Source organism: Ochrobactrum teleogrylli, from assembly GCF_037482325.1.
GTDB lineage: Bacteria > Pseudomonadota > Alphaproteobacteria > Rhizobiales > Rhizobiaceae > Brucella > Brucella teleogrylli.
On record NZ_JBBHKQ010000001.1, the window covers coordinates 410,268 to 437,243 of the forward strand.

The window sequence follows — 26,976 nt, forward strand, 5'->3', positions numbered from 1 at the left end:
TCTCGAACTCAAACTTGTCGGAACGTTTCACGCCTTCCAGTCGCCGGACTTGCCACCAGACTTTTCCACAACGCGGATATTGCCGATTTCCATATGGCGATCGACAGCCTTGGCCATGTCATAGATCGTCAGGCACGTCACGGATACAGCGGTCAGAGCTTCCATTTCCACGCCGGTGCGGCCCTTGAGCTTTGCAAGTGCGCGAACGCGCAAGCCCGGCAGCGCATGGTCCGGTACAATATCCACCGCGACCTTGGTCAGCATCAGCGGGTGGCAAAGCGGAATGAGGTCGGCGGTCTTTTTCGCGGCCATGATGCCCGCAAGCCGCGCGGTTCCGATCACATCGCCCTTGGCTGCGTCGCCCGCCAATATGAGCGCCAGCGTTTCCGGCTTCATGGTCACGCTGCCTTCGGCGACGGCCTGACGCTCGGTCTCGTCCTTGGAGCCGACATCCACCATATTGGCGGCGCCTTTCTGGTCGAGATGCGTGAGCCTGGCCGTGTCCGAGGTCATGACATCAGGCCTTGCCGGTCAGGAGTTCGCGTGTGGCGGCGGCAACATCGTCCTTGCGCATCAGGCTTTCGCCGATGAGGAACGTGCCGATGCCGGATTTTTCCAATCGCAGGCAATCGTCATGGGTGAAAATGCCGCTTTCGCCAACCAGCAGGCGGTCGGCAGGAGCCATTTTCGACAGCCGTTCCGAAACGGTCAGGCTTACTTCGAATGTACGCAGGTTGCGATTGTTGACGCCCAGAAGGCGCGAGGAAAGCTTGAGGGCGCGTTCCATTTCGGCTTCGTCGTGCACTTCGATGAGCGCATCCATGCCGAGTTCGAAAGCGGTTTCTTCCAGCGCCTTGGCCAGATCGTCATCGACGCTCGCGAGAATGATCAGGATGCAATCCGCACCCCAGCTGCGCGCCTCATAGACCTGATAGGTGTCGAACAGGAAATCCTTGCGCAGGGCAGGCAGGTTGCACGCGGCGCGCGCTGCCATCAGGAATTCCGGCGCTCCCTGAAAGGACGGCGTATCGGTCAGAACCGAAAGGCAGGCAGCGCCGCCATCTTCATAGGCCTTTGCCAATGCTGGCGGATCGAAATCCGGACGGATCAAACCTTTGGAAGGGCTGGCCTTCTTGATTTCCGCGATCAGGGCGAATTTATCGGCTGCGCGCTTGGCTTCGAGCGCCTTGAGAAAGCCGCGTGGTGCGGCCTGATCCTGTGCACGGGCCTTCAGGTCTTCAATCGTATGACGCGCCTTGGCAGCCGCGATTTCCTCGCGCTTGTAGACTTCGATCTTACGGAGAATGTCGGTAGACATGGTGCGCTTCCTCTCGTCAGACTGTCTTGTCGTTGGAGACAGCGATTACCTTTTGCAGAACGGCCAAAGCCGCGCCGCTGTCGATGGAATGGGCAGCCTGTGCTATGCCATCCTTCAAATCCGTGGCCGTACCCGCGATCACGAGGGCGGCAGCCGAGTTGAGCAGAACAATGTCGCGATAAGCGTTCTTCGCGCCTTCCAGAACGGCGAGCAGAGCCTTGGCATTCTCGGCAGCGTCGCCGCCTTTCAGTTCTTCCGGCTTGCAACGGCGCAAACCGACGTCTTCAGGCGTAATCTCGAATGTGCGGACGGTACCGTTTTCCAGCGCCGCGACCTGGGTCGTGCCAGCGGTGGTCATCTCATCCAGACCGTCGCCATAGACGACCCAAACGGCTTCCATGCCGAGTTCATTCAGCACATGCGCCAGAGGCTCAACCCATTGTGCCGCGAAAACGCCCAGGAGCTGGCGCTTCACGCTGGCCGGATTGGCGAGCGGACCCAGTATGTTGAAGATCGTGCGGGTTCCAAGCTCGACGCGAGAAGGGCCGACATGGCGCATAGCGGAATGGTGCATCGGCGCGAACATGAAGCCGAGACCGGCTTCCCGGGCGCTGCGGCCAATGGTTTCCGCGTCGGCTTCAATATTGACGCCCAGTGCTGCAAGCGTGTCTGCCGCGCCTGAGCGGGACGACAGGGCACGGTTGCCGTGCTTGGCGACGGGAACGCCAGCGCCCGCCACGACAAAGGCCGAGCAGGACGACACATTATACGAACCGGACTGATCGCCGCCGGTGCCGACAATGTCGATGGCGTTTGAAGGGGCGACGACCGGCAGCATGCGTGACCGCATGGAAGCGACCGCGCCGACGATTTCCGGCACGGTTTCGCCACGCACGCGCAAAGCCATCAGAAAACCGCCGATCTGCGAAGGCGTTGCCTGACCGGACATCATGATATCGAACGCGGCCTTGGAATCCTCTTGGCTCAGTGGTTCGCCGGAGGCCGCTTTCGCGATGTATGGTTTCAGATCAGCCATTGTCTTTCTGCCGTTTGTTTCTGTGAATTCTCGCGTTCGGCTGCTCAGCAGAACCTAGAATGCGAGAGCATTATTGATGACAGTCTGGTTGATCTTCACCGGATACTGCTTCTGCAATTCGCCAACCATCTGTTCCAGCACATCGTCGGAAAGGGCGGTTGCGAGATAGTTGCGCTGTTGTTCAGGAATGGTGTCCGGGCCAGCACTTGCAGGCTCGGTCACTTCCGTCACCTTGAAGAGAATCTGCGCGTCGTCGGAAGGCGCTGCCGCCGTGCCGGTGAAACCGTCCGGGCCACGGAAAATCTGCGCTGCCGCAGCCGAGCCGATATCGGCATCGTTCGTGGAGCGGGTGATGCCGCGCTTGGTCTGCTTTTCAAGGCCAAGTTCCGAAGCAATCGCATCGAGCGTCGCGCCGCCATCGAGGCGCTTCTTCAGGTCTTCCAGACGCTGATTGAGACGCTTGACGGCTTCCTCACCCTTCCATGCCGCCACAACCTTGTCCTTGACTTCATCAAGGGTGCGGTCGCGGGCAGGGGTGACGCCATCGATCTGATACCAGAGATAGCCGACATTGCCCATGGTCAGCGCGTCATTGTCAAAGCCCTGTTCGGCCTGGAAAGCAGCGGCCAGAAGCGCCTGTCCGTTCGGAAGTTCAACCGGCTTGCCGGACGGGTCGTTGCCCTCGGCATCGACCGCATCGACGGTGACGGTCTTGAGGCTCAGGCTCTTGGCGACATCGGCCATCGATGCGCCATCGGAGCGCTGCTGCTCATAGGAATCATGAATGCCGCTGATGCTGCTCGCCGCAATGTTGTTGGCGAGCGTCGTGCGGATTTCGGCTTCGACTTCCGAGAGTGGCTTGACATGCGCCGGGTCGATCTTGGTAACGCGCAGAATGGCCGGGCCGAAACCGCCCTTGACGACAGGGCTTACGCCGTTTTCAGCGAGTGCAAAGGCTGCATCGGCGATGGTCTGGTCAGGAATAGCGCTTTTCTCGAAGGTGCCGAGCTTGAGATCGTCTTCGGTCTTGCCCTGTTCCTTGCCTATGTCGAGGAAGCTGGCGCCAGCGGCAATCTTTTCCTGCGCGGCGTTGGCCGCAGCTTCGTCGGTAAAGCTCAGCTGTTCGATGGTACGCTGTTCGACAGTGCCGTAGCGCGACTTGTTCTTTTCGTAATATTCGTTGATTTCGTCCTGCGTCACCGCAGAAGGGTCTGCGATGTCTGCTGGCTCCAGCTTGACATAGGTTACCTTGCGGTATTCAGGCGCCTTGTACTCATCCTTCTGCGCATCGAAATAGGTCTTGAGGACCTCATCCGACGGGGCAGGGATCGCGTCTGCTTTTTCCACAGGAATGGTGATGTAGTCCGCGCTGCGGCTTTCGCCCTGATAAAGCGCCAGAGCTTTCAGCATGGCGTCGGGCATCTTGATGCCGTCGGTCGCCGCTTCGACCATCTGCTGGCGACGGGCAACCTTGGCGCGATTATCAAGATAATCCTGCGCGCGAATGCCGGACTGGCGCAAAACCGCATCGAACTGCGCGCGGTTGAAGTTACCGCTGGCGTCCTGGAAGGCCGGATCTTCCGCCGTCAGGCGGGCAATGCCGTCCTTCGAAAGACCAAGCTGCATGTTGCGCGCGCCTTCGTCGAGAACCACACCGGCTGCAAGCTGCGCCAGAACCTGATTTTCAACGCCGATCGATTTTGCCTGTTCGCGCGTCAGACGCTGGCGGAACTGCTGCGACAGGCGCATCACCTGCTGTTCATAAGCGAAGCGGTAGTCAGTCGCGCTGACTTCGGAGTCGCCCGCAGTCAGCGCGGCATTGCCGGTTATGCCACCGCGGAAAACATCCGCAATACCCCAAACGCCGAAGCTCAGGACGAGCACACCAAGCAGAAGCTTGGAGATCCAGGAGCGAGAGGCAGAGCGCAGGCTGTCGAGCATGGGAAACCCTTCGATTATGAAATAAAGCTCGGCTTTGGTTGATTTGAGCCAGTCATTGAATTGATCCGTTCAGGGGATAACCCCAAGCAAGCCCCATATGCAAGGTCTCATTGAGGCTCTGCAACCAAGAACATTTGCATTGCGACACGAATATGCTTAGTCAGTGGCAAAATTCGGCGCGGTCATGCGTTATTCGCAGGAGGCGCCTGCCGTTTAGAGCGTGTTTCGATCCGAATGAATCGGATCGACGCTCTGAATGTTCAGTTCGACGCATAATCTTATCGATCCTCGTTTCACTCCGGTCGGATTATGCTCTTGAAAGGCGAGGAGAACACAATGACTCCGGGTATCCGTCCGTTGGTCGCTGGCAACTGGAAGATGAATGGTACGGGAGAATCTCTCACCGAACTGCGCGCGATTGCAGCCGGTCTGAGCTCCGATTTCGGTAGAAAATTGGATGCAGTGATCTGCGTACCGGCCACGCTGCTTTCACGCGCTGCCGAAACGCTCTCTGGCGAAACGACGGTCGGCCTTGGCGGGCAGGACAGCCATTTCAAGACTTCCGGCGCGCATACCGGCGATATTTCGGCTGAAATGCTGAAAGAAGCAGGCGCAAGCCACGTCATCATTGGACATTCAGAGCGCCGCACTGATCACCACGAAACCAACGATACGGTGAAGGCAAAGACCGAAGCCGCCTGGGCCTCTGGTCTTGTTGCCATCGTTTGCGTGGGTGAAACGGCTGATGAGCGTCAGGCAGAACGCACGCTGGACGTCATCGGCTCGCAGCTTGCGGGCTCCCTGCCGGATGGCGTGAATGCCGAAAACACCATCATCGCCTATGAGCCTGTCTGGGCCATTGGAACGGGTCTGACGCCGACGGTGCAGGATGTTCGTGCGGCGCACGCCTTCATGCGTGAGCAGCTGACCGAGCGCTTTGGAGCCAAGGGCGCGCATCTGCGTCTTCTCTATGGCGGTTCGGTCAAGCCGTCCAACTCTACCGAACTGCTCGGCATCGCCGATGTCGATGGTGCGCTTGTTGGTGGTGCGAGCTTGAAGGCGACAGACTTCCTCGCCATATGCGAGACCTATCGCAACCTTTGAGCGGCGCCTTGCCTCGCCATGCTCTAACTTGGGCGGCGGGGCTTGGATTATCACGCAATAGCGTGTAAAGAGCCGCATCTATTCTATCGTGCAGTCTGGACATGGTCATGTGATGTGTCCTGGAACTGCTTTAGTTCAGGGACGTAAAGACCGTTACCCATGCAAACCGTACTCATTGTCATTCATTTGTTGATCGTGCTGGCGCTTGTCGGCGTTGTGCTTATCCAGCGCTCTGAAGGCGGCGGCCTTGGCATTGGCGGCGGTTCTGGCTTCATGACGGCGCGGGGTGCCGCCAATGCGCTCACCCGTACGACTGCCATTCTGGCTATCGGCTTTTTCGCGACGTCGCTGGTTCTCGGCATCATGGCGCGTTATGGCGAACGCCCGACCGATATTCTGAACCGTATCCCGGCAGCATCCGGCAGTCAGACGGCTCCGGCAGGCGGCAACGGCGCTGGTGGTGGCATCCTCAATCAGCTCGGCGGCGAGTCTTCGCGCACCGACACGAATGGGACCGCACCGGCTGCACCGGGCGCCGCTCCGACGGGAACGACTGCACCGCAGGCGCCGGCGACGCCGGAAGCTCCGGCCAATCCGGTTCCAAGCTCACAGTAAAAAGAGCTTTCCATTCAAGCGATTGTGAAGCCGGCCCAATGGGCCGGTTTTCTTTTTGTTAACCACCGAATTGCAAAGTGTTGCAAGCAGGCAATAGGCTTTTACGAATCGCATTGCACAACTGTTGCAACGAATTGAGTCGTTCCTGCGTTTACAGTAAGGAAAGCGAAAGCTTGGCCGTAAAGTTGCGGCAGCTATTTTCCGCTTGTGCTTGGATTTCGGGAACTGATCATGTTTTCACGTCGTATTCTTATGGCTGGCATTGCGAGCCTTTGCGTTGGAGTTTCCGCGCCGGCTTTTGCCGCATCGCCGGTCAGTGCTGAAGCGCAGCTGAACGAAGCCGCTGCCGCTAACGTGCAAAAGGTTGCGCTTTCGAGCGACGCCAAGGCCAATCCGGACAAGCCGAAGAAGAAGAAAAAGAGCGCTTCCAACGGCAATGCCGGTGTGAAGGCCAACAAGTACAATATCGATCCCAAGTTCCGCGCACAGGAAGTTGCCTTTACGGGCTACAAGCCGGGCACGATCGTGATCGATCCGAAGCAGCGCTTCCTCTATCTGGTTGAAACCTCGACCACGGCGCGCCGCTATGGCATCGCAGTGGGCAAGCAGGGTCTGGAATTCAAGGGTTCTGCGACCGTCAATGCCAAGCGCGAATGGCCTCGCTGGATCCCGACCAAGGAAATGGTCGAGCGTGATCCCGGCCATTATGGTCGCTTCAAGAACGGCATGGATGGCGGTCCGGGCAACCCGCTCGGTTCGCGCGCCATGTATCTGTTCCAGGGCAACAAGGATACCTATATCCGTATTCACGGTACGGTTCAGCCATGGACCATCGGCAGCTCCGCTTCGAACGGCTGCTTCCGCATGATCAATGAAGATGTGATGGATCTCTACGAGCGCGTCGGTCTCGGCACCGAAGTCATCGTTCTTTGATCACAAATGACGATCTGAAAATGGCCGGGCTTTCGGGCCCGGCTTTTCTTTTGGCCGATTTTACGAATGCGTGAAGCTAAGCTGTGGATTGCGGGCTTCGGCATGGAAAAGTCGGGCAGGGGCCGTTAAGACGGTTCCATGTATTCGTCCGGAGATCATGCTTCCGTCATCTTCAGACGTATAGCGTTCGCATTCGTGCAATAGGGTTTCAGGGGTGCGTGTCACTCACCAAACGGTCCGTTTTGGGGTGACGTGTCTGTGTTCAACAACGATTACCGCATCGCTTCGGTGAAAAATCACTCCGAAGCGCATTTTTTTGTGGCGGAATCAATTAAGAAAGTCTAACGAGATAAGCCCATGGCGCGATATGTTTTCATCACTGGCGGCGTGGTTTCTTCCCTTGGAAAAGGCATAGCTGCTGCAGCACTGGCTGCACTCCTTCAGGCACGCGGTTACCGCGTGCGTATCCGTAAACTCGACCCTTATCTGAACGTCGATCCCGGCACGATGTCGCCTTACCAGCACGGTGAGGTGTTCGTCACTGACGATGGTGCCGAAACTGACCTCGATCTCGGTCATTACGAGCGGTTCACCGGTCGTCCTGCCAACAAGCAGGATAATATCACCACCGGTCGCATCTACCGTAACATCATCGAAAAGGAACGCCGCGGCGACTATCTCGGCGCGACGGTTCAGGTCATTCCGCACGTCACCGACGAGATCAAGAATTTTGTTCTCGAAGGCAACGAGGATTACGATTTTGTCCTGTGCGAAATCGGCGGCACTGTTGGCGACATTGAAGCCATGCCGTTCCTTGAGGCGATCCGTCAGCTTGGCAATGAATTGCCGCGCGGCGCAGCCGTTTACATCCATCTGACGCTGATGCCGTATATTCCGGCGGCGGGCGAGCTCAAGACCAAGCCGACGCAGCATTCGGTCAAGGAACTGCGTTCCATCGGTATTGCGCCGGATATTCTTCTGGTGCGTGCGGATCGCGAAATTCCGGAATCCGAACGCCGCAAGCTGTCGCTGTTCTGTAACGTGCGTGAAAGCGCCGTTATTCAGGCGCTCGACGTGGCAACGATCTACGATGTGCCAATTGCCTATCACAAGGAAGGCCTGGATTCGGAAGTTCTTTCGGCTTTCGGTATCGACCCGGCTCCGAAACCGCGCATGGATCGCTGGGAAGAAGTTTCCCATCGTCTGCACAATCCGGAAGGCGAAGTCACCATCGCAATCGTCGGCAAATATACGGGTCTGAAGGACGCGTATAAGTCGCTGATCGAAGCGCTCTATCACGGTGGTCTCGCCAACAAGGTTAAGGTCAATCTCGACTGGATTGAAGCGGAAGTCTTCGAAAGCGAAGATCCGGCTCCGCATCTGGAAAAGGTACACGGCATTCTGGTGCCGGGCGGTTTCGGCGAGCGTGGCGCAGAGGGCAAGATTCTTGCGGCGAAATTCGCGCGTGAGCGGAAAGTGCCGTATTTCGGCATTTGCTTTGGCATGCAGATGGCCTGCATCGAGGCAGCGCGTAATCTGGTTGGCATCGAAAACGCGTCTTCGACCGAGTTTGGCCCGACCAAGGAACCAGTAGTTGGTCTGATGACCGAATGGCTCAAGGGCAACATGCTCGAGAAGCGCGCAGCAGCTGGCGATCTCGGCGGCACGATGCGTCTTGGCGCTTATGAAGCAGCCCTTGCTCCGGGTTCCAAGATCGCGGAAATCTACGGTTCGACCGATATTTCCGAGCGTCACCGCCATCGCTACGAAGTCAATATCGACTATAAGAACCGTCTCGAAGAGGCGGGTCTGAATTTCGCGGGCATGTCGCCGGATGGCGTTCTGCCGGAAACGGTCGAATATCCAGACCATCCATGGTTCATCGGCGTACAGTACCATCCGGAACTGAAGTCGCGCCCGTTCGAACCGCATCCGCTCTTCGCTTCGTTCATCGAAGCGGCGATTGAACAAAGCCGTCTGGTTTGATGCATGAATAATGATCTCGCGCGCAATGCTCGTTCGGTGGACCATTTTGTTCTGCCGGTTGGACGACTGGACGAAGCGCGCGCGAGACTTTCTCTCTTGGGATTTACAGTGGCCCCGAATGCCCAGCATCCATTCGGCACCGCCAATGTGTGCAGCTTTTTTGCTGACGACACCTATCTGGAAATGCTGGCAGTCGACCGCGAGCCGCTTTATGTGGCTGCCGCCCGTCGCTCGAACAGTTTCATTCTCCGCGATCAGGCCTACCGCTTCCGTAACGGGCAGGATGGCTTTTCAGGCATAGCCTTCAAAACGGACGATGCACGCGCCGATCACGCCGCGTTCAAACGGCGCGGTGTTGCCGGTGGCCGCATGGTTGAGTTTTCACGGGCGTTCGTGAGCAAGGAAGGCAAGCGCGAAATTGCGAGTTTCCGCCTTGCTTTTGCGGCGGATCTGCGCGCGCCCGATGCGTTTTTCTTCACCTGCCAGCGTCTGGCTTATCCCAAGACGGATCGTTCGCATCTGATTGCGCATGAAAATGGCGTCAGCGGATTGCGCAAAATCCTGATCTGCGAGGATAATCCGGCGGCATTTTCGGAATTGCTGCAAGGCGTGTTTCATGCGCCAGCGCGCAAGCAGAACGGTGGTTCTCTGGAAATCACCGCAGGCAATGCCGATATAGATATCCTTCCTTCCAAACAGTTTGAACAAAGCTTTGGATGGTTGCCAGAGCTTCATGGCCGTGGCTTGCGGCTTGCAGGGCTGGTTTTCACGGTTGCTTCGCTTTTGACAATCGAGCAGCTTCTTGACCGCAACGGTGTCACGTTTCTGAAAAGAGATGGCCGTATCATCGTTTCTCCGGCTAAAGGCCAGGGTACGTTGTTCGTATTTGAAGGTGTTGAGTAAATGACGACCGCCAATTCCTCCGTCAAAGTCGGTAATGTTACCTTCTCCAACAGCGCGCGCTTCGCGCTGATCGCTGGCCCATGCCAGATGGAAACGCGGGACCATGCCTTCGACATGGCGGGACGCCTGAAGGAAATCACCGACAAGCTGGGTATAGGTCTGGTCTACAAGTCGAGTTTCGACAAGGCCAATCGCACGTCGCTGAAGGCAGAGCGCGGTATCGGTCTCGAAAAGGCGCTGGAAGTCTTTACCGATCTGAAAAAGGAATTCGGCTTTCCGGTTCTGACCGATATCCACACCGAAGAACAATGCGCCGCAGTCGCACCCGTCGTCGATGTGCTTCAGATTCCGGCCTTCCTCTGCCGCCAGACCGATCTGCTGATCGCCGCCGCGAAGACTGGCCGGGTGGTCAATGTCAAGAAGGGCCAGTTTCTGGCACCCTGGGACATGAAGAATGTTCTGGCCAAGATCACCGAAAGCGGCAACCCGAATGTGCTTGCAACCGAGCGCGGCGTGTCCTTCGGCTATAATACGCTGGTTTCGGATATGCGCTCGCTGCCGATCATGGCCGGCCTTGGCGCGCCGGTGGTTTTCGACGCGACCCATTCGGTGCAGCAGCCGGGCGGGCAGGGCGGTTCGTCGGGCGGACAGCGCGAATTTGTGGAAACACTGGCGCGCGCAGCGGTGGCTGTCGGTGTGGCCGGTCTTTTCATTGAAACCCATCAGGACCCCGACAATGCGCCGTCGGACGGACCCAATATGGTGCCGATCGACAAGATGCCTGCACTGCTGGAAAAGCTTGTGGCGTTCGACAGGATTTCCAAGGGTCTATAAAACACTGAGCGAATTGTGAAAGGCGGGGGATTTTCCTCCGCCTTTTGTTTCGCTAAGGATGTGCCCACATCGGATTTGTTCAGCAGCTCTGCATATAAGCGGAGCGATCTATAGGGAAGGACTGGCTCCTATGACTGCAATTATCGACATCGTCGGCCGCGAAATTCTTGACAGCCGCGGCAACCCGACCGTCGAAGTGGACGTAGTGCTTGAAGATGGCTCTTTTGGCCGTGCCGCTGTTCCATCCGGCGCATCGACCGGTGCCCATGAAGCCGTTGAGCTTCGCGATGGCGGCAGCCGCTATCTCGGCAAGGGCGTGGAAAAGGCCGTTGAAGCGGTGAATGGCAAGATTTTCGACGCCATTGCAGGCCTCGATGCCGAAAGCCAGCTGCTCATCGACCAGACTCTGATTGACCTCGACGGCTCTGCCAACAAGGGCAATCTTGGCGCCAATGCTATTCTCGGCGTGTCGCTGGCCGTTGCCAAGGCTGCCGCTCAGGCAACTGGCCTGCCGCTTTATCGCTATGTCGGCGGCGCGAATGCGCATGTTCTGCCCGTGCCGATGATGAACATCATCAATGGCGGCGCACATGCCGACAATCCAATCGACTTTCAGGAATTCATGATTCTGCCGGTTGGCGCATCGTCGATCCGCGAAGCCGTGCGTTATGGCTCGGAGGTTTTCCACACGCTGAAGAAGCGCCTCAAGGACGCTGGCCACAACACCAATGTCGGCGATGAAGGCGGTTTTGCTCCAAATCTCAAGAGCGCGCAGGCTGCCCTCGATTTCGTGATGGAATCGATCGAAAAGGCCGGTTTCAAGCCGGGTGAAGATATCGCTATCGGTCTCGATTGCGCATCGACCGAATTCTTCAAGGACGGCAATTACGTCTATGAAGGCGAGCGCAAGACCCGTGATCCAAAGGCGCAGGCCAAGTATCTGGCCAAGCTCGTCGCTGATTATCCAATCGTCAGCATTGAAGACGGCATGGCCGAAGACGACTGGGAAGGCTGGAAGTACCTGACCGACCTCGTTGGCAACAAGTGCCAGTTGGTTGGCGACGATCTGTTCGTCACCAATTCGGCCCGTCTGCGCGATGGCATCCGCATGGGCGTCGCCAATTCGATCCTCGTGAAGGTCAACCAGATCGGTTCCCTGTCGGAAACGCTCGATGCCGTCGAAACCGCACACAAGGCCGGTTACACCGCCGTCATGTCGCACCGTTCGGGCGAAACCGAAGATTCGACCATTGCCGATCTGGCAGTTGCCACGAATTGCGGTCAGATCAAGACCGGCTCGTTGGCCCGTTCGGACCGTACGGCGAAGTACAACCAGCTTATCCGCATTGAAGAAGAACTCGGCAAGCAGGCTCGCTATGCAGGCCGCAGCGCGCTGAAGTTCCTTTAATCGGAACCCCAAGGCTTTTGATGAAAGGCGGGCTCTGTGCCCGCCTTTTTCGTTGTCTTTGAGAACCATACCGCCATCTTGGTCGGTCCCGCTTTTGACTCCGTCCATATATATTGATATCAATGTTATTGTTCTGCCATGCGCTGGCCCTGAATGGGGAGCAATATGGCGGACATGGAGCGGCTCAATCCCGTATTGACCCGAGCCGTAAGGGGGGAATCGAAAGGGAGAGAGAAAATGGCTTATATTGAAGGCTTCGTCGTTGCGGTTCCAAAAGCGAACAAGGAAATCTATCGCAAACATGCCGCGACTGCTGCCGAACTGTTCAAGGAGTTTGGCGTTACGCGCATGGTTGAGGCATGGGGTGACGATGTGCCCGATGGCAAGGTGACCGATTTCCGCCGAGCCGTGCAGGCAACCGACGATGAGGAGGTGGTTTTCTCCTGGTTCGAATATCCCGACAAGGCCACCCGCGATGCGGCCAATCAGAAAATGATGAGCGATCCGCGCATGGCGGCGATGGGCAGCGAGATGCCCTTTGACGGCAAGCGGATGATCATGGGCGGGTTCTCAACGATTCTCGATGTGTGATCGTCTGAACGGTCGATAATGAACAGATCGGCAATCAAGAATTGATCCTGGTTGCCGATTTCCCCCCTGCGAGTGAATTACTCACAAGAGGTCACCGTCTTTTGATTATCCGAACTGTTTCACAAAAATAGGGTTAATCCTTCCCTGACATATGGCTGCGGTAAAGCTCTGTTAAGCAAAATAATGCTTCATGGTGGAATTCGGATTGGCGGCTACAGCTTGAGATTCGCTGCCGTCAAAAACATCCGGGAAGGAAGCCGCAATGTGGACCAAGCAGAAACGTAAATCGATCCGTGGGCGCTTTATTCTGCCTATTCTGACGGCTGCGTTTCTCAGCTATTTCGGCTTCCACGCCTATCATGGCGAATTCGGTCTTTACGCCCGTATCCGGCTCGAAGAGCAAAAAGCCATCCTTACCAAGCAGCTTGAAAAAATCAGCGGCGAGCGTTCCGCGCTTGAAAAGCGTGTCGCGCTTTTGCGTGATGGTTCCATCGAAAAGGATATGCTTGACGAGCAGGCGCGCAGGGCGCTTAATCTCTCCCATCCCGATGAAGTGACAATTATTACCTCTCGGGAAGACAGGTCGAATTAACTGAATTCCGGTTAATTGTCTTTTTGTGATATGTTTTTAAGGGCTTGGCAGCATAGCAGCTATGCTCTGGGTGCATATTGTATCTTGTAATATGCGCGTATAACGTCACAATATAACGACAATCTAAGGGAGCGAGATATGGCACCGAGGGCTAAAAAGACGCCTGCTGGCAAAACGCAGACGTCTTCTGTCACTACCCCCAAGGCACCTGCGCCTGTGGAATTTACCAAGGAGCAGGAACTGCACGCCTATCGCGAGATGCTGATGATCCGGCGTTTCGAAGAAAAAGCCGGCCAGCTTTATGGCATGGGCTTCATTGGTGGCTTCTGCCATCTTTATATCGGACAGGAAGCTGTCGTCGTTGGTATGCAGACCGCGCTGAAGGAAGGTGACCAGATCATCACTTCCTATCGCGATCACGGTCATATGCTGGCAACGGGCATGGAAGCGCGCGGTGTCATGGCCGAGCTGACCGGACGCCGTGGAGGCTACTCCAAGGGCAAGGGCGGCTCCATGCATATGTTCTCCAAGGAAAAGGGCTTCTTCGGCGGTCACGGTATCGTCGGCGCTCAGGTTCCGCTCGGCACCGGTCTTGCCTTTGCGAACAAGTATCGTGGCAATGACAATCTGTCGGTCACCTATTTCGGCGATGGCGCTGCCAATCAGGGCCAGGTTTATGAAAGCTTCAACATGGCCTCGCTGTGGAAGCTTCCGGTGATCTACGTCATCGAAAACAACCGTTACGCCATGGGCACCTCGGTATCGCGTTCTTCCGCTGAAACCGATTTCTCCAAGCGCGGTGTTTCGTTCAATCTTCCGGGCATCAAGGTCGATGGCATGGACGTTCGCGCCGTTGCCGCTGCCGCCAAGTTCGCTGCCGATTGGGCGCGTTCCGGCAAGGGTCCGTTGATTCTCGAAATGGAAACCTATCGCTATCGCGGTCACTCCATGTCCGATCCTGCGAAATATCGCTCGAAGGACGAAGTGCAAAAGATGCGTTCCGAGCATGATCCGATCGAACAGGTCAAACAGCGCCTGATCGACAAGGGCTGGGCAACCGAAGAAGAGCTGAAGGAAATCGACAAGGAAGTCCGCGACATCGTCGCTGATTCGGCCGATTTCGCTCAAAACGATCCGGAGCCGGATGTTTCCGAGCTCTATACGGATATTCTGCTCTAATTCGGGAAAGGTGTTGTCATGCCCGTAGAAATTCTCATGCCCGCCCTTTCTCCGACCATGGAAGAAGGCACGCTTTCCAAGTGGGTGAAAAAGGAAGGCGACAAGGTTACGTCCGGCGATGTGATTGCCGAGATCGAAACCGACAAGGCGACGATGGAAGTCGAAGCCGTCGATGAAGGCGTTATCGGCAAGATCCTCATCGCTGAAGGCACAGAAGGCGTGAAGGTCAATACGCCGATTGCCGTGTTGCTCGGCGACGGCGAAAGCGTTTCCGATATCGGTTCGGCCCCGGCTGCCAAGGCTGAAGCCCCGAAGCAGGAAGCCAAGGAAGAAGCAAAGGAAGCGCCGAAGGCTGAAGACAAGCCTGCTGCCAGCGTTCCGGCTGCTCCGAAGGTTGAAGTCGCTTCCGATCCGGATATTCCGGCAGGCACGGAAATGGTTTCGATGACCGTGCGTGAAGCGCTGCGCGATGCCATGGCCGAAGAAATGCGCCGTGACGAAAACGTCTTCATCATGGGTGAAGAAGTTGCCGAATATCAGGGCGCTTACAAGATCACGCAGGGTCTTCTCGATGAGTTCGGCGCGCGCCGCGTCGTCGATACGCCGATCACCGAGCATGGTTTTGCCGGTGTGGGCGTCGGTGCCGCAATGGCCGGTTTGAAGCCGATTGTCGAATTCATGACCTTCAACTTCGCCATGCAGGCAATCGACCAGATCGTCAATTCGGCTGCAAAGACGCTCTACATGTCGGGCGGTCAGATGGGTGCACCGATGGTGTTCCGTGGTCCTTCGGGCGCTGCTGCCCGCGTTGCCGCCCAGCACTCGCAGTGCTACGCCGCCTGGTACAGCCACATTCCGGGCCTGAAGGTCGTCATGCCTTACACGGCTGCCGACGCCAAGGGCTTGCTCAAGGCTGCCATCCGCGATCCGAACCCGGTCATTTTTCTCGAAAACGAAATTCTCTACGGTCATCATTTCGAAGTGCCGAAGCTGGATGATTTCGTCCTGCCGATTGGTAAGGCCCGCATTCACAAGCAGGGCAAGGACGCCACGCTGGTTTCGTTCGGTATAGGCATGACCTATGCGGTCAGGGCTGCGGAAGAACTGGCTGCACAGGGCATCGACGTTGAAGTCATCGATCTGCGCACCATTCGTCCGATGGACATTCCGACTGTCGTGGAATCGGTCAAGAAGACCGGTCGCCTCGTAACCGTCGAAGAAGGCTTCCCGCAGTCGTCGGTCGGCACGGAAATCGCCACCCGCGTGATGCAGCAGGCTTTCGACTATCTCGATGCGCCGATCCTGACCATTGCGGGCAAGGACGTTCCAATGCCTTACGCCGCAAATCTCGAAAAGCTGGCGCTGCCGAATGTGGCCGAAGTCGTGGAAGCGGTGAAAGCCGTGACCTACACCGCTTAACGAAAGGGTCTGGACATGCCGATCAATATCACCATGCCAGCGCTTTCTCCCACGATGGAAGAAGGCAACCTGTCGAAATGGCTGGTCAAGGAAGGCGACAAGGTTTCCTCCGGCGATGTGATTGCCGAGATCGAAACCGACAAGGCCACGATGGAAGTCGAGGCTGTTGACGAAGGCACCGTTGCCAAGCTGGTTGTTCCGGCTGGCACCGAAGGCGTCAAGGTCAATGCGCTGATCGCAATTCTCGCCGCTGACGGCGAAGATATCGCGGAAGCAGCAAAGGGCGGCGGCGCTGCCGCTCCCAAGGCGGAAGCAAAAGCCGAGGCTCCGAAGGAAGAGCCGAAGGTTGAAGCCAAGAAGGAAGCCGCGCCCGCCGCTGCTCCTGCTCCTGCTCCGGCACCTGCCGCTCCCGCACAGGCAAAGGGCGAACGCGTTTTCGCTTCTCCGCTTGCCCGCCGCATTGCCAAGGACGCTGGCGTCGATATCGCCGCCGTGAAGGGCACTGGTCCGCATGGCCGTGTCGTTCAGCGCGATGTGGAATCCGCGATCCAGTCCGGCGGCGCGAAAGCTGCTGCTGCACCGCAGGCTGCTGCGGCTGCTCCAGCGCCTAAGCCGATGTCGGACGATGCCGTTCTCAAGCTGTTCGAGGAAGGTTCTTACGAGATCGTGCCGCATGACGGCATGCGCAAGACCATTGCTCGCCGTCTGGTGGAATCGAAGCAGACCGTTCCGCATTTCTATCTGACGATCGATTGCGAACTGGATGCGCTTCTGGCGCTTCGCGCGCAGATCAACGCGGCGTCGCCGATGCTCAAGACCGAGAAGGGCGAGGTTCCGGCCTACAAACTCTCCGTCAACGACATGATCATCAAGGCGACCGCTCTGGCGCTGCGCGATATCCCGGAAGCCAATGTTTCCTGGACCGATGGCGGCATGATCAAGCACAAGCGTTCGGATGTCGGCGTTGCCGTTTCCATTCCGGGTGGCCTGATCACGCCAATCGTCCGCAATGCGGAAAGCAAGACGCTCTCCACCATCTCCAACGAGATGAAGGATTTGGCCAAGCGCGCGCGTGATCGCAAGCTGAAGCCGGAGGAATATCAGGGCGGTTCGACCTCCGTGTCCAATCTGGGCATGTTCGGCGTCAAGGATTTTGCAGCCATCATCAACCCGCCGCATGCGACCATTTTCGCAATCGGCGCCGGTGAAGAGCGCGTCGTGGTGAAGAAGGGCGAGATGAAAGTGGCGACGGTCATGTCGGTCACGCTTTCTACCGATCACCGCGCGGTGGACGGCGCACTTGCTGCCGAACTCGCGCAGGCCTTCAAGCGCCACATCGAAAACCCGATGGGCATGCTGGTCTGATGGAACTGACGCCGCGCTTGTCTTTGTAGATCATGCAGGGACAAGCGCGGCCTTTCCGCATTCAGGAATAAGGGCAAGAATTATGGCCGACATTTACGACGTTATTGTTATCGGATCTGGCCCCGGCGGCTATGTGACGGCAATCCGTGCGGCACAGCTGGGTCTCAAGACCGCTATTGTCGAGCGCGAGCATCTGGGTGGTATCTGCCTCAACTGGGGCTGCATTCCCACCAAGGCACTGCTGCGTTCGGCGGAAATCCTGCATTTCGGCGAACACGCCAAGGATTACGGTCTGAAACTCGAAGGCACCATCACGCCGGACGTGAAAGCCGTCGTGCAGCGTTCGCGCGGCGTTTCGGCCCGTCTTAATGGCGGCGTCGCCTTCCTCATGAAGAAGAACAAGATCGACGTCATCTGGGGCGAAGCCAAGCTCGTCAAAGGCGCTTCCGGTTCCAATCCTGCTGAAATCACGGTCGGCAAGACGTCGAAGCAGCCGATGCAGCCGCAGAACCCGGTGCCGAAGGGCGTGCTGGGCGAGGGCAGCTACAAGGCCAAGCACATCATCGTGGCCACCGGTGCGCGTCCGCGTGCGCTGCCTGGCATCGAACCGGACGGCAAGCTGATCTGGACATATTTCGAAGCCATGGTGCCGCAGGACCTGCCAAAGTCGATGCTGGTCATGGGTTCGGGCGCTATCGGCATCGAATTCGCGTCGTTCTATCACGACATGGGCGTCGATGTGACGGTTGTGGAAGTGATGCCGCAGATCATGCCGGTAGAAGATGCGGAAATTTCCGCCATCGCCCGCAAGCAGCTCGAAAAGCGCGGCCTCAAAATCATCACCGACGCCAAGGTTGCGAAAGTGGAGAAGGGCGCCAACAACGTCACTGCTTCCATCGAAACCAAGGATAGCAAGGTGCAGAAGCTGACGGTCGACCGGATGATTTCGGCTGTCGGCGTGCAGGGCAATATCGAGAATCTCGGCCTTGAAGCGCTTGGCGTGAAGACGGATCGTGGCTGCATCGTCATCGACGGTTATGGCAAGACCAATGTTGAAGGCATCTATGCCATTGGCGATGTCGCCGGTCCGCCGATGCTGGCGCACAAGGCCGAACATGAAGGCACGATCTGCGTTGAAAAGATCGCAGGCCTTCCGAATGTCCATTCGCTCGACAAGGGCAAGATTCCGGGCTGCACCTATTGCAATCCGCAGGTCGCGTCGGTCGGTCTGACGGAAGCCAAGGCCAAGGAACAGGGTTTCGACATTCGTGTCGGTCGCTATTCCTTCACGGCCAACGGCAAGGCGATTGCTCTGGGTGAAGATCAGGGTCTGGTAAAGACGATCTTCGACAAGAAGACCGGTCAGCTTCTGGGCGCACATATGGTTGGCGCGGAAGTCACCGAGCTTATCCAGGGTTTCGTGATTGCCATGAACCTTGAGACCACCGAAGAAGAGCTGATGCATTCGGTCTTCCCGCATCCGACCCTTTCGGAGATGATGAAGGAAAGCGTACTCGACGCATATGGCCGGGTGTTAAACGCCTAATCCCGAAAAGTTGCAGACTTTTCGGACCAGATTAGGCGTGTAAATAAAGCTTAAAGCAATAGGAGACGCCTATTCCGCTGATCGAAAATGGAGGGCCATGGCGGCGCGCCGCCTGGCCGATCATAAAATGGTGTACCGTCATCGGTCTGGCGCTCGGATTTGTAGCCGGCGTCTTGAGTCTGCTTGGCGGTAACACCATATCGGTCAACGGAATGGCGCTCTTGGGCTGGTATGGTGTCTGGACGCTGACTTTGGCGCTTGGCTTTGGCGGTCTGGTCTTTGGGCTCATCTGGGCTCTGGTTTTCAGGGCGCTCGGGCTGGCTGCGCGGCGATGAGTAGCAAATGGTCCAAGTTGACAGGTCTGTGGTCAGGGCTTAGGACCGGACCGAATTAAGGAGCGTTCCACATTTCTTTTGGAACATGCTCCGGATAGGCAGGAAACAGCATGGTTACAGTTCTCAATACGGTCAACCAGAGCGGACGTCTGCGGCACCCGGAAAAGGCGCACCGCCCGGACAATGAAGTCCAGAAGAAGCCTGACTGGATTCGCGTCAAGGCTCCGGTCTCGCGCGGCTATAGCGAAACGCGCGAAATCGTGCGTTCCAACAAGCTCGTGACCGTCTGTGAAGAAGCTGGCTGCCCGAATATCGGCGAGTGCTGGGAAAAGAAGCACGCCACGTTCATGATCATGGGCGAAATCTGCACACGCGCCTGCGCGTTCTGCAATGTTTCGACCGGTATTCCTACGCCGCTCGATCCCAATGAGCCGGAAAATGTCGCCAAGGCCGTCAAGCAGATGGGCCTGACCCATGTGGTCATCACCTCGGTAGACCGTGACGATCTGGCAGACGGCGGTGCGCAGCATTTTGCCGAGGTCATTCGCGCCATCCGCGCTGCAACGCCTGCGACCACCATCGAAATTCTGACGCCGGACTTCCTGCGCAAGGAAGGCGCGTTGGAAATCGTGGTCAAGGCGCGTCCCGACGTGTTCAACCACAATCTGGAAACCGTGCCGTCGCGTTATCTGAAGGTTCGCCCCGGCGCACGCTATTTCCATTCGATCCGCCTGTTGCAGCGCGTCAAGGAACTCGATCCGACCATCTTCACCAAGTCCGGCATCATGGTCGGTCTCGGCGAAGAGCGGAATGAAATCCTGCAGCTGATGGACGATCTTCGTTCGGCGGATGTGGATTTCATGACCATCGGCCAGTATCTGCAGCCGACCCGCAAGCACCATCCGGTCATCCGTTTCGTGACGCCGGACGAATTCAAGTCGTTCGAAACCATCGGCAAAACAAAGGGCTTCCTGCTCGTCGCCTCCAGCCCGCTGACGCGTTCTTCGCATCACGCTGGCGACGATTTTGCAAAGCTCAAGGCCGCCCGCGAAGCGCAGATTGCCAACCGGTCATAAGTAGACATGCCGCAGTTTACGACCGTCAGACGGGTGCATCACCGGGCCGATCAGATGTTCGCACTCGTGGCGGATGTCGAGAAATACCCGGAATTTCTGCCCATGTGCGAAGCCTTGTCGATCCGCTCCCGCAAGGAGCGCGACGGCAAGGCGCTGCTGATTGCCGATATGACGGTCGGCTACAAGCTCATCCGCGAAACCTTCACCAGTCAGGTCCTGCTGAAACCGGACGAGAATGTCATCGACGTCAAATATCTCGATGGCCCGTTCCGCTATCTCGACAATCGCTGGACGTTCAAACCTGCCGAGGATGCGGCTTATTGCGATGTCGAATTCTTCATCGACTATGAATTCAAGAGCCGCACACTCGGCTTGCTGATGGGGACGATGTTCGATCTGGCCTTCAAGAAATTCTCCGAAGCCTTCGAAAAGCGCGCCGACCAGATTTACGGCCTATAATCAAACAGCTTTTTACTGTGCCGTATAACCGCCATCGACCATTAGCGAAGACCCGGTGATGAATGAGGACTCGTCGCTGGCGAGGAAGAGCACAGCGCTTGCCACTTCCTCGGCCCGGCCAAGGCGACCCATCGGGTGCAGGGCAACCAGAGCGTCCTTCTTGTCGTCGGGAATATCTTTCAGAAGTGGTGTGTCGATATAGCCCGGGCAAACGGCATTTACGCGGATATTCTGCGTACCATAATCGATAGCCAGTGTCTGGGTCAGCAGTTTCACACCGCCTTTTGCCGCGGCATAGGCGGTCACGCCAGACTTGCCGACATGGCTGTGGATCGATCCGCAATTGACGATGACGCCGCCGCCTTGCGACCGCATCTGGTCGATTGCGTATTTATCACAGAGATAAACGCCGGTCAGATTGATATCGATGGTCTTCTGCCAGGCGCTTTCGTCAAGTTCGTCGATTGGTCCGTCCGCAGCAATACCGGCATTGGCGAACATGATGTCGAGACGACCGTAATTTTCCACTGTTCGGGCGATAAGCTCCTGAACAGCTTTGGTTTTTGTCACGTCTGTCTTGATGAAAATGGCCTGCTGGTGTTCACCGGCAAGTTCATCGGCCAGTTGCTGGCCGTGGTCGGCATAATCGGCAATGATAACGTTGGCGCCTTCGCGCACAAAAGCCCGGACCGTCGCTTCCCCAATACCGCTTGCCCCGCCCGTAACAATGGCCACTTTGCCTTTGAACCGCATTGCCTATGCTCCTCATCTTAAACTGATAAGTAGAGGATAGGGCGGCAGGGCGGAAAGTACATGCGTGAGCGTTATGCCTTGCGCAAATTTGTCAGCACCAGTTCCAGCGCGGCAAGAACCGTTGCATGGCGAATTTCAGCACGGCTTTTCGGGCCGAAACGGCATTCCCGATGCAGCGTTGGCTGGCCGTTGCGTGCGGAGGCGATATGGACGAGCCCGACGGGCTTTTCGTCTGAGCCACCGCCCGGACCGGCAACGCCGGTCACCGCGATGCTGATGCCCGCCCGCGAGTGCTTCAGCGCGCCTTCGGCCATGGCAATCGCCACTTCTTTTGAGACAGCGCCGACGCGGTTGATCAGCTCCATTGGCACGCCGATCATGTCGTGCTTGGCCTCATTGGAATAGGTGATGAAACCGCGATCCACCACATCGGACGAACCGGCAATATCGGTCAATGCACCGGCAATCAGGCCGCCGGTGCAGGATTCTGCGGTCGCAATCATCAGGCCGGCCTTGCGGCAGGCGTCCAGCAGCGCGATGGCTTCCTTCTCTGCGACGAGTTCGCTCATTCCGGCACCTCGCCGGGATAAATGACGGTGGCGGTGGCGATGGCTGCAATGCCTTCGCGGCGGCCGACGAAGCCAAGCTTTTCGTTGGTGGTTGCCTTGATGGAAACGCGGTCGGCGGCAATGCCGAGCATATCGCAGAGCGCTTCCGTCATGGCGGCGCGATGCGGTCCGATCTTCGGCGCTTCGCTGATCAGCGTCACATCGACATTGGCGATGCGCCCGCCAGCCTCACGAACGATTTTGGCGGCGTGCTCGATGAAGATGCGCGAGGCCGCGCCCTTCCATTGTGGATCCGATGGCGGAAAATGCGTGCCGATATCGCCTGCGCCGCGCGTGGCGAGCAGGGCGTCGGTCACGGCGTGGAGCGCCACATCGGCGTCAGAATGGCCGTTGAGCTTTGCTTCATGCGGAATTTTCACGCCGCATAGCGTGACATGGTCGCCCGGTTCGAAGGAATGGACGTCATAGCCATTGCCCGTGCGAATATCCGGAAAGGCGGCATGGTCTTGCCGCAGGCGCTTGTCTGCCATTTCAATGTCCTTTGCCCAGGTAAGCTTTGTATTGTCAGCCGAGCCTTCGATGATGCGCACGGCGAGGCCCTGCCATTCGGCGATGGCGGCGTCGTCGGTGAAATCGGTGCGACGAATGGCGAAGGCTTTTTCATGCGCTTCGAGAATAGGCGCATAGGGAAATGTCTGCGGGGTCTGTGCCGCGAACAGACCGGCGCGGGGAACGGTGGTCTTGACCGTGCCATCGATGGCGGATTGTTTCAGCGTGTCCGAAACGGCCAGCGCGGGGAGGACGCCTTCTTCCGGCGTCAGATTGCCGACGATGCGTTCGAGCAGTGCTTGCGTGATGAAGGGGCGCACGCCGTCATGGATCATCACATAATCCGGCGCGTGGTCCTTGAGGGCGAGGAGGCCCAGCCGTGTGGATTCCTGCCGTGTGGGGCCGCCGGTGACGACGATCGCATCTTTGTGGCTTTCTGGTATGGCGCGTTCATAAAGCGCGAGATCGTCTGGATGAATGACGACGACGATCTCGTCGACCAATGTGCAGTCGGTAAAGGCGCGCAAGGTGCGCGCGAGCACGGCTTCGCCGCCGATGCGCCGATATTGCTTCGGCCCTTCGACGCTTTGCCCCGCCCGTTCGCCCCGGCCGGCTGCCACAATGACCGCTGCTGTTTTCGAAATGATCTTTGCCTTTGCCAAAACGGATCGCTTTGAAGCCGAATAATGCCTTGCATCGACAAATGCCAGACTGCAATTGATTTATCGCTTAATCTATGCGCTTTTCCTTGCGTTCAAAAGATGAACTGATTAAAGTGTGTGCGTTATGCATCATGCACATGAAATAGGCATTTGTTGGTGACTTCTCTCGATCAGCCCTTGGATATCCGCGGCGTGGTGCTCAAGAATCGCGTTTTTCTGGCGCCGATGTCAGGCGTCTCCGATCTGCCGTTTCGCAAGCGTGCTGCCGCCGCCGGAGCGGGTATGGTCGTTTCGGAAATGGTGGCCAGCGCGGAACTCTGCAATCGTCACAAGGAAAGCCTGCTGCGCCTGTCGGGCGAAGGTTTGGGCACGCATGTGGTTCAGCTTGCCGGGCGTGAAGCGCATTGGATGGGCGAGGCGGCCAGGATTGCCGAAGGCGAGGGCGCCGATATCATCGATATCAATATGGGCTGTCCGGCCAAGAAGGTGACAGGCGGCTATTCCGGGTCGGCGCTGATGCGCGATCTGGATCACGCCATGACGCTTGTCGAAGCAACAGTGGCAGCGGTCAACGTGCCGGTCACATTGAAAATGCGGCTTGGCTGGGACGAAAACAGCATCAATGCTCCGGAACTGGCCAAACGGGCCGAGGATGCCGGTATTGCGATGGTGACGGTGCATGGCCGCACCCGCTGCCAGTTCTATGAAGGTCATGCCGACTGGGACGCCATTCGCGCCGTACGCGATGCGGTGAAAATTCCGCTCGTCGCCAATGGCGATGTGACGTCGCGTGAAGATGCGGAAGAGATTCGCCGCCGGTCGGGTGCCGACGCGGTGATGGTCGGGCGCGCTACCTATGGGCAGCCATGGTTGCCGGGCTCGATCGCGGGCAGTGCCTTGTCGTCTCAAGATGGAACAGGGATTATCGATTATATTATAATGCATTACGAAGATATGCTCGACCATTATGGTAGCAAAACGGGTATTCGCCATGCGCGCAAGCATCTTGGCTGGTATCTGGATCGTCACGCTGGAGAGTGTTCGACCTCAGCAGACAAGGCGGAAGTGATGACGCTGACCGATCCCGCAAAGGTGGTGGAAGTGCTGCGCCGGATTTTCGCGGCGCGGACGACGGATGCGCCAGAGTTGAAATCGGCGTTCAGAAAGGTCGCCTGATGCGCGAAAGAGATGAAAAGGGTAGCATCCCGTCGGTCATACTGGATGCGATCAGCCAGCCGGTCATTATGGTTGGGCCTGACAATCACATCGTTTATGCCAATCTGGACGGCGAGCAGTTCTTCCGCTCGGGTTCGTCCATATTGGCGCGCAACCGGCTGGAAAGTTTTCTGCCGTTTGGCAGCCCGCTTCTGGCGCTTATCGATCAGGTTCGCGCTAGCCAGATGCCGGTCAATGAATATCGCGTCGATATTTCTTCGCCGCGTCTTGGTGCGGAACGCATTGTCGATCTCTATGTCGCGCCCGTTGTTGAAATGCAGGGTGCCGTGGTCATTCTTTTCAAGGAAAAGACCATGGCGGAAAAGATCGACCGCCAGATGACCCATCGCGGCGCTGCGCGTTCAGTGACCGGGTTGGCCTCGATGCTGGCGCATGAAATCAAGAACCCGCTATCGGGCATTCGCGGTGCGGCGCAGTTGCTTGAACAGGTGGTGGGCGACGAGGATCGCGCGCTGGCGCGACTCATTACCGATGAAACCGACCGTATCGTATCGCTCGTGGACCGGATGGAGGTTTTCTCTGACGAACGCCCCATCGAGCGCACAGCTGTGAATATTCACGCGGTTCTGGACCATGTAAAGGCCGTGGCCCGCAACGGGTTTGCGCGGCATATTCGCTTCTCGGAAGATTACGATCCCTCACTGCCGCCGGTTTTCGCCAATCGCGACCAGCTTGTGCAGGTGTTTCTCAATCTGGTGAAGAACGCCTCTGAGGCCATTGGCGACCGCGACCACGGAGAAATCCTTCTCTCGACGGCGTACCGTCCCGGTATCCGGCTTCAGGTGCCGGGCGCACGCGACCGCGTTGCGCTGCCGCTGGAATTCTGCGTGCACGACAATGGGCCCGGAGTGCCGCAGGATATGCTGCCGCATCTCTTCGATCCGTTTGTGACGACCAAAACCAACGGGTCCGGCCTTGGACTGGCACTAGTGGCGAAAATCATCGGCGATCACGGCGGCATTATCGAATGCGACAGCCATCCCTCGCGCACCACTTTCCGCATTCTCATGCCTGCCTGGAAAAGCTCGGATATTGCTTCGCCAGCGCGCAAACTCACGACTGATTATACCGGAGACGACGCATGATAGCAGGACGCCCGACGGGAACCGTATTGGTGGCGGATGACGATGCGGCGATCCGCACTGTGCTCAATCAGGCGCTTTCCCGGGCCGGTTACGATGTGCGGGTCACTTCGAACGCCGCTTCGCTTTGGCGTTGGGTGGCGGCAGGCGACGGCGATCTGGTGATTACCGATGTCATGATGCCGGACGAAAACGCCTTCGACCTTCTGCCGCGCATCAAGAAGATGCGGCCGGAATTGCCGATTGTGGTGATGAGCGCCCAGAACACCTTCATGACGGCCATTCGCGCCTCGGAAGCGGGCGCTTATGAATATCTGCCAAAACCGTTCGACCTGACGGAACTGATCAATATTGTCGGACGCGCGCTGTCTGAACCAAAACATAAGCCGGCTTCGGTGATGCACGACGAGCCGGGCGAGAACATGCCTCTTGTCGGCCGTTCGCCCGCCATGCAAGAAATCTACCGCGTTCTGGCGCGTATGATGCAGACGGACCTCACCATGATGGTCACGGGCGAATCCGGCACCGGCAAGGAGCTGGTCGCAAGCGCCTTGCATGAATATGGCCGTCGCCGCAAAGGACCATTCGTTGCTATCAATATGGCGGCGATCCCGCGTGATCTGATCGAGTCCGAACTGTTCGGCCACGAGAAGGGCGCTTTCACCGGCGCGCAGAATCGGTCCAGTGGTCGCTTCGAGCAGGCCAATGGCGGTACGCTTTTTCTTGATGAAATTGGCGATATGCCGATGGAAGCCCAAACGCGTCTGCTTCGCGTGTTGCAGCAGGGCGAATACATGACCGTCGGCGGGCGTACGCCGATCAAGACCGATGTGCGCATCGTGGCAGCGACCAACAAGGATTTGCGCCAGCTGATCGCGCAGGGTCTTTTCCGCGAGGATCTTTATTACCGGCTTAATGTGGTGCCGCTGCGGCTGCCGCCGTTGCGTGAGCGCAGCGAGGACGTGCCTGATCTTGTGCGCCATTTCTTCAAGCGCGCCGCCGAAGAGGGCTTGCCTGAAAAGCGCATTACCAATGCCGGTCTCGACATGATGCGACGCTATCCATGGCCGGGCAATGTGCGCGAACTGGAAAATCTGGTGCGCAGGCTAGCCGCGCTCTATCCGCAGGAAGAGATTTCGCCGGAAATCATCGAAACCGAGCTGAAGGCGGAAATGTCGAAGCCCGACAGCATTCCGGCAGTGGCAGGTGATGCGGAAAACATCACGATTTCGCAAGCCGTCGAGCAAAACATGCAGCGTTATTTCGCTTCGTTCGGTGCCGATCTGCCGCCGCCGGGGCTTTATCACCGTGTGCTGGCCGAACTCGAATATCCCCTGATTCTGGCTTGCCTGACGGCAACGCGCGGCAACCAAATCAAGGCGGCGGACCTGCTCGGTCTCAACCGCAATACGCTGCGCAAGAAAATCCGCGAACTCGGCGTAAATATCTATCGCGGCGGGAAGGGAAACTGAGCCCGTCCGCCTG

At 57.7% G+C, this 26,976-nt stretch carries 26 protein-coding genes; 19 read left to right on the forward strand and 7 right to left on the reverse strand.

Features of this window, described 5'->3' with window-relative positions; genetic code table 11:
- Positions 1-27: 27 nt before the first annotated feature.
- Genes moaC through WIX40_RS02075 form a run of 4 tightly spaced genes read right to left on the reverse strand, consistent with a single transcriptional unit; the run spans position 28 to position 4,295 of the window.
- Positions 28-513, reverse strand: a complete 486-nt coding sequence (moaC, locus tag WIX40_RS02060) for a cyclic pyranopterin monophosphate synthase MoaC (protein ID WP_109369159.1) — start codon at positions 511-513, stop codon at positions 28-30.
- 4 nt (positions 514-517) lie between these two features.
- Complete coding sequence (gene trpC, locus WIX40_RS02065; RefSeq protein WP_109369158.1) at positions 518-1,318, reverse strand: indole-3-glycerol phosphate synthase TrpC; 801 nt, start codon at positions 1,316-1,318, stop codon at positions 518-520.
- Between the two features lie 16 nt (positions 1,319-1,334).
- A complete protein-coding gene (gene trpD / locus WIX40_RS02070) occupies positions 1,335-2,354 on the reverse strand; it encodes an anthranilate phosphoribosyltransferase (protein WP_109369157.1) in 1,020 nt (339 codons plus the stop codon).
- A 54-nt stretch (positions 2,355-2,408) separates the two neighbouring features.
- Entirely contained in the window at positions 2,409-4,295 is a 1,887-nt protein-coding gene (locus WIX40_RS02075; RefSeq protein ID WP_339438173.1) for a peptidyl-prolyl cis-trans isomerase, read from the reverse strand.
- A gap of 336 nt (positions 4,296-4,631) precedes the next feature.
- Here WIX40_RS02075 and tpiA point away from each other — a divergent pair, with 336 nt between their 5' ends.
- The 16 genes from tpiA (at position 4,632) to WIX40_RS02155 (ending at position 20,640) form a co-directional block, all read left to right on the forward strand.
- Entirely contained in the window at positions 4,632-5,399 is a 768-nt protein-coding gene (gene tpiA, locus WIX40_RS02080; protein ID WP_109369155.1) for a triose-phosphate isomerase, read from the forward strand.
- Between the two features lie 159 nt (positions 5,400-5,558).
- Positions 5,559-6,014, forward strand: a complete 456-nt coding sequence (secG, locus tag WIX40_RS02085) for a preprotein translocase subunit SecG (RefSeq protein ID WP_109369154.1) — start codon at positions 5,559-5,561, stop codon at positions 6,012-6,014.
- Positions 6,015-6,245: 231 nt separating this feature from the next.
- A complete protein-coding gene (locus tag WIX40_RS02090; RefSeq protein ID WP_109369153.1) occupies positions 6,246-6,947 on the forward strand; it encodes a L,D-transpeptidase in 702 nt (233 codons plus the stop codon).
- Positions 6,948-7,304: 357 nt separating this feature from the next.
- Entirely contained in the window at positions 7,305-8,933 is a 1,629-nt protein-coding gene (pyrG, locus tag WIX40_RS02095; protein ID WP_109369152.1) for a CTP synthase, read from the forward strand.
- 3 nt (positions 8,934-8,936) lie between these two features.
- Entirely contained in the window at positions 8,937-9,836 is a 900-nt protein-coding gene (locus WIX40_RS02100) for a VOC family protein (RefSeq protein WP_339438176.1), read from the forward strand.
- Positions 9,837-10,670: a 3-deoxy-8-phosphooctulonate synthase gene (kdsA, locus tag WIX40_RS02105; protein ID WP_121536244.1), complete on the forward strand. Its 834-nt coding sequence runs from the start codon at positions 9,837-9,839 to the stop codon at positions 10,668-10,670. It abuts the gene before it with no gap.
- A gap of 130 nt (positions 10,671-10,800) precedes the next feature.
- Positions 10,801-12,078 (forward strand): phosphopyruvate hydratase, encoded by a 1,278-nt coding sequence (gene eno, locus WIX40_RS02110; protein WP_109369149.1) that lies wholly within the window; start codon positions 10,801-10,803, stop codon positions 12,076-12,078.
- A 237-nt stretch (positions 12,079-12,315) separates the two neighbouring features.
- Positions 12,316-12,669: a DUF1428 domain-containing protein gene (locus WIX40_RS02115; RefSeq protein WP_078340401.1), complete on the forward strand. Its 354-nt coding sequence runs from the start codon at positions 12,316-12,318 to the stop codon at positions 12,667-12,669.
- Between the two features lie 262 nt (positions 12,670-12,931).
- The gene (locus tag WIX40_RS02120; RefSeq protein ID WP_109369147.1) at positions 12,932-13,261 is read left to right on the forward strand and encodes an FtsB family cell division protein; all 330 of its coding nucleotides are present in this window, start codon (positions 12,932-12,934) and stop codon (positions 13,259-13,261) included.
- Positions 13,262-13,399: 138 nt separating this feature from the next.
- Positions 13,400-14,440 carry a pyruvate dehydrogenase (acetyl-transferring) E1 component subunit alpha gene (gene pdhA / locus WIX40_RS02125; protein ID WP_109369146.1) on the forward strand — a complete coding sequence of 347 codons (1,041 nt, stop codon included), beginning with the start codon at positions 13,400-13,402 and terminating at the stop codon, positions 14,438-14,440.
- Between the two features lie 18 nt (positions 14,441-14,458).
- Entirely contained in the window at positions 14,459-15,859 is a 1,401-nt protein-coding gene (locus WIX40_RS02130; RefSeq protein ID WP_109369145.1) for a pyruvate dehydrogenase complex E1 component subunit beta, read from the forward strand.
- 15 nt (positions 15,860-15,874) lie between these two features.
- The gene (locus WIX40_RS02135) at positions 15,875-17,224 is read left to right on the forward strand and encodes a pyruvate dehydrogenase complex dihydrolipoamide acetyltransferase (protein WP_109369144.1); all 1,350 of its coding nucleotides are present in this window, start codon (positions 15,875-15,877) and stop codon (positions 17,222-17,224) included.
- An 82-nt stretch (positions 17,225-17,306) separates the two neighbouring features.
- Positions 17,307-18,770 carry a dihydrolipoyl dehydrogenase gene (lpdA, locus tag WIX40_RS02140; protein ID WP_121536236.1) on the forward strand — a complete coding sequence of 488 codons (1,464 nt, stop codon included), beginning with the start codon at positions 17,307-17,309 and terminating at the stop codon, positions 18,768-18,770.
- A 173-nt stretch (positions 18,771-18,943) separates the two neighbouring features.
- Positions 18,944-19,105 carry a hypothetical protein gene (locus WIX40_RS02145; RefSeq protein ID WP_167836034.1) on the forward strand — a complete coding sequence of 54 codons (162 nt, stop codon included), beginning with the start codon at positions 18,944-18,946 and terminating at the stop codon, positions 19,103-19,105.
- A gap of 110 nt (positions 19,106-19,215) precedes the next feature.
- Positions 19,216-20,181, forward strand: a complete 966-nt coding sequence (gene lipA, locus WIX40_RS02150) for a lipoyl synthase (RefSeq protein WP_109369142.1) — start codon at positions 19,216-19,218, stop codon at positions 20,179-20,181.
- 6 nt (positions 20,182-20,187) lie between these two features.
- Complete coding sequence (locus tag WIX40_RS02155; protein WP_109369141.1) at positions 20,188-20,640, forward strand: type II toxin-antitoxin system RatA family toxin; 453 nt, start codon at positions 20,188-20,190, stop codon at positions 20,638-20,640.
- A gap of 12 nt (positions 20,641-20,652) precedes the next feature.
- Here the strand turns inward: WIX40_RS02155 and WIX40_RS02160 are convergent, their stop codons facing one another.
- The 3 genes from WIX40_RS02160 to WIX40_RS02170 form a co-directional block, all read right to left on the reverse strand.
- On the reverse strand, positions 20,653-21,393 hold the full coding sequence (locus WIX40_RS02160; protein WP_109369140.1) for an SDR family NAD(P)-dependent oxidoreductase: 741 nt from the start codon (positions 21,391-21,393) through the stop codon (positions 20,653-20,655).
- Positions 21,394-21,464: 71 nt separating this feature from the next.
- The gene (locus WIX40_RS02165; RefSeq protein ID WP_109369139.1) at positions 21,465-21,962 is read right to left on the reverse strand and encodes a CinA family protein; all 498 of its coding nucleotides are present in this window, start codon (positions 21,960-21,962) and stop codon (positions 21,465-21,467) included.
- Positions 21,959-23,173 (reverse strand): bifunctional 2-C-methyl-D-erythritol 4-phosphate cytidylyltransferase/2-C-methyl-D-erythritol 2,4-cyclodiphosphate synthase, encoded by a 1,215-nt coding sequence (locus WIX40_RS02170; RefSeq protein ID WP_109369138.1) that lies wholly within the window; start codon positions 23,171-23,173, stop codon positions 21,959-21,961. Before WIX40_RS02170 ends, WIX40_RS02165 begins: the two co-directional genes overlap by 4 nt.
- A gap of 156 nt (positions 23,174-23,329) precedes the next feature.
- Here WIX40_RS02170 and dusB point away from each other — a divergent pair, with 156 nt between their 5' ends.
- The 3 genes from dusB to ntrC are packed head-to-tail and all read left to right on the forward strand — an operon-like array spanning position 23,330 to position 26,963.
- Entirely contained in the window at positions 23,330-24,349 is a 1,020-nt protein-coding gene (dusB, locus tag WIX40_RS02175) for a tRNA dihydrouridine synthase DusB (RefSeq protein WP_181376095.1), read from the forward strand.
- Positions 24,349-25,494 carry a two-component system sensor histidine kinase NtrB gene (locus tag WIX40_RS02180; protein ID WP_121536234.1) on the forward strand — a complete coding sequence of 382 codons (1,146 nt, stop codon included), beginning with the start codon at positions 24,349-24,351 and terminating at the stop codon, positions 25,492-25,494. Before dusB ends, WIX40_RS02180 begins: the two co-directional genes overlap by 1 nt.
- Complete coding sequence (ntrC, locus tag WIX40_RS02185) at positions 25,491-26,963, forward strand: nitrogen regulation protein NR(I) (protein ID WP_109369136.1); 1,473 nt, start codon at positions 25,491-25,493, stop codon at positions 26,961-26,963. Before WIX40_RS02180 ends, ntrC begins: the two co-directional genes overlap by 4 nt.
- Positions 26,964-26,976 lie beyond the last annotated feature (13 nt).

Excerpts from the sequence above, each read along its gene's own strand:
- moaC (WP_109369159.1), bottom strand. The coding sequence starts at position 513 with ATGACCTCGGACACGGCCAGGCTCACGCATCTCGACCAGAAAGGCGCC.
- trpC (WP_109369158.1), bottom strand. The coding sequence starts at position 1,318 with ATGTCTACCGACATTCTCCGTAAGATCGAAGTCTACAAGCGCGAGGAA.
- trpD (WP_109369157.1), bottom strand. The coding sequence starts at position 2,354 with ATGGCTGATCTGAAACCATACATCGCGAAAGCGGCCTCCGGCGAACCA.
- WIX40_RS02075 (WP_339438173.1), bottom strand. The coding sequence starts at position 4,295 with ATGCTCGACAGCCTGCGCTCTGCCTCTCGCTCCTGGATCTCCAAGCTT.
- tpiA (WP_109369155.1), top strand. The coding sequence starts at position 4,632 with ATGACTCCGGGTATCCGTCCGTTGGTCGCTGGCAACTGGAAGATGAAT.
- secG (WP_109369154.1), top strand. The coding sequence starts at position 5,559 with ATGCAAACCGTACTCATTGTCATTCATTTGTTGATCGTGCTGGCGCTT.
- WIX40_RS02090 (WP_109369153.1), top strand. The coding sequence starts at position 6,246 with ATGTTTTCACGTCGTATTCTTATGGCTGGCATTGCGAGCCTTTGCGTT.
- pyrG (WP_109369152.1), top strand. The coding sequence starts at position 7,305 with ATGGCGCGATATGTTTTCATCACTGGCGGCGTGGTTTCTTCCCTTGGA.
- WIX40_RS02100 (WP_339438176.1), top strand. The coding sequence starts at position 8,937 with ATGAATAATGATCTCGCGCGCAATGCTCGTTCGGTGGACCATTTTGTT.
- kdsA (WP_121536244.1), top strand. The coding sequence starts at position 9,837 with ATGACGACCGCCAATTCCTCCGTCAAAGTCGGTAATGTTACCTTCTCC.
- eno (WP_109369149.1), top strand. The coding sequence starts at position 10,801 with ATGACTGCAATTATCGACATCGTCGGCCGCGAAATTCTTGACAGCCGC.
- WIX40_RS02115 (WP_078340401.1), top strand. The coding sequence starts at position 12,316 with ATGGCTTATATTGAAGGCTTCGTCGTTGCGGTTCCAAAAGCGAACAAG.
- WIX40_RS02120 (WP_109369147.1), top strand. The coding sequence starts at position 12,932 with ATGTGGACCAAGCAGAAACGTAAATCGATCCGTGGGCGCTTTATTCTG.
- pdhA (WP_109369146.1), top strand. The coding sequence starts at position 13,400 with ATGGCACCGAGGGCTAAAAAGACGCCTGCTGGCAAAACGCAGACGTCT.
- WIX40_RS02130 (WP_109369145.1), top strand. The coding sequence starts at position 14,459 with ATGCCCGTAGAAATTCTCATGCCCGCCCTTTCTCCGACCATGGAAGAA.
- WIX40_RS02135 (WP_109369144.1), top strand. The coding sequence starts at position 15,875 with ATGCCGATCAATATCACCATGCCAGCGCTTTCTCCCACGATGGAAGAA.
- lpdA (WP_121536236.1), top strand. The coding sequence starts at position 17,307 with ATGGCCGACATTTACGACGTTATTGTTATCGGATCTGGCCCCGGCGGC.
- lipA (WP_109369142.1), top strand. The coding sequence starts at position 19,216 with ATGGTTACAGTTCTCAATACGGTCAACCAGAGCGGACGTCTGCGGCAC.
- WIX40_RS02155 (WP_109369141.1), top strand. The coding sequence starts at position 20,188 with ATGCCGCAGTTTACGACCGTCAGACGGGTGCATCACCGGGCCGATCAG.
- WIX40_RS02160 (WP_109369140.1), bottom strand. The coding sequence starts at position 21,393 with ATGCGGTTCAAAGGCAAAGTGGCCATTGTTACGGGCGGGGCAAGCGGT.
- WIX40_RS02165 (WP_109369139.1), bottom strand. The coding sequence starts at position 21,962 with ATGAGCGAACTCGTCGCAGAGAAGGAAGCCATCGCGCTGCTGGACGCC.
- WIX40_RS02180 (WP_121536234.1), top strand. The coding sequence starts at position 24,349 with ATGCGCGAAAGAGATGAAAAGGGTAGCATCCCGTCGGTCATACTGGAT.
- ntrC (WP_109369136.1), top strand. The coding sequence starts at position 25,491 with ATGATAGCAGGACGCCCGACGGGAACCGTATTGGTGGCGGATGACGAT.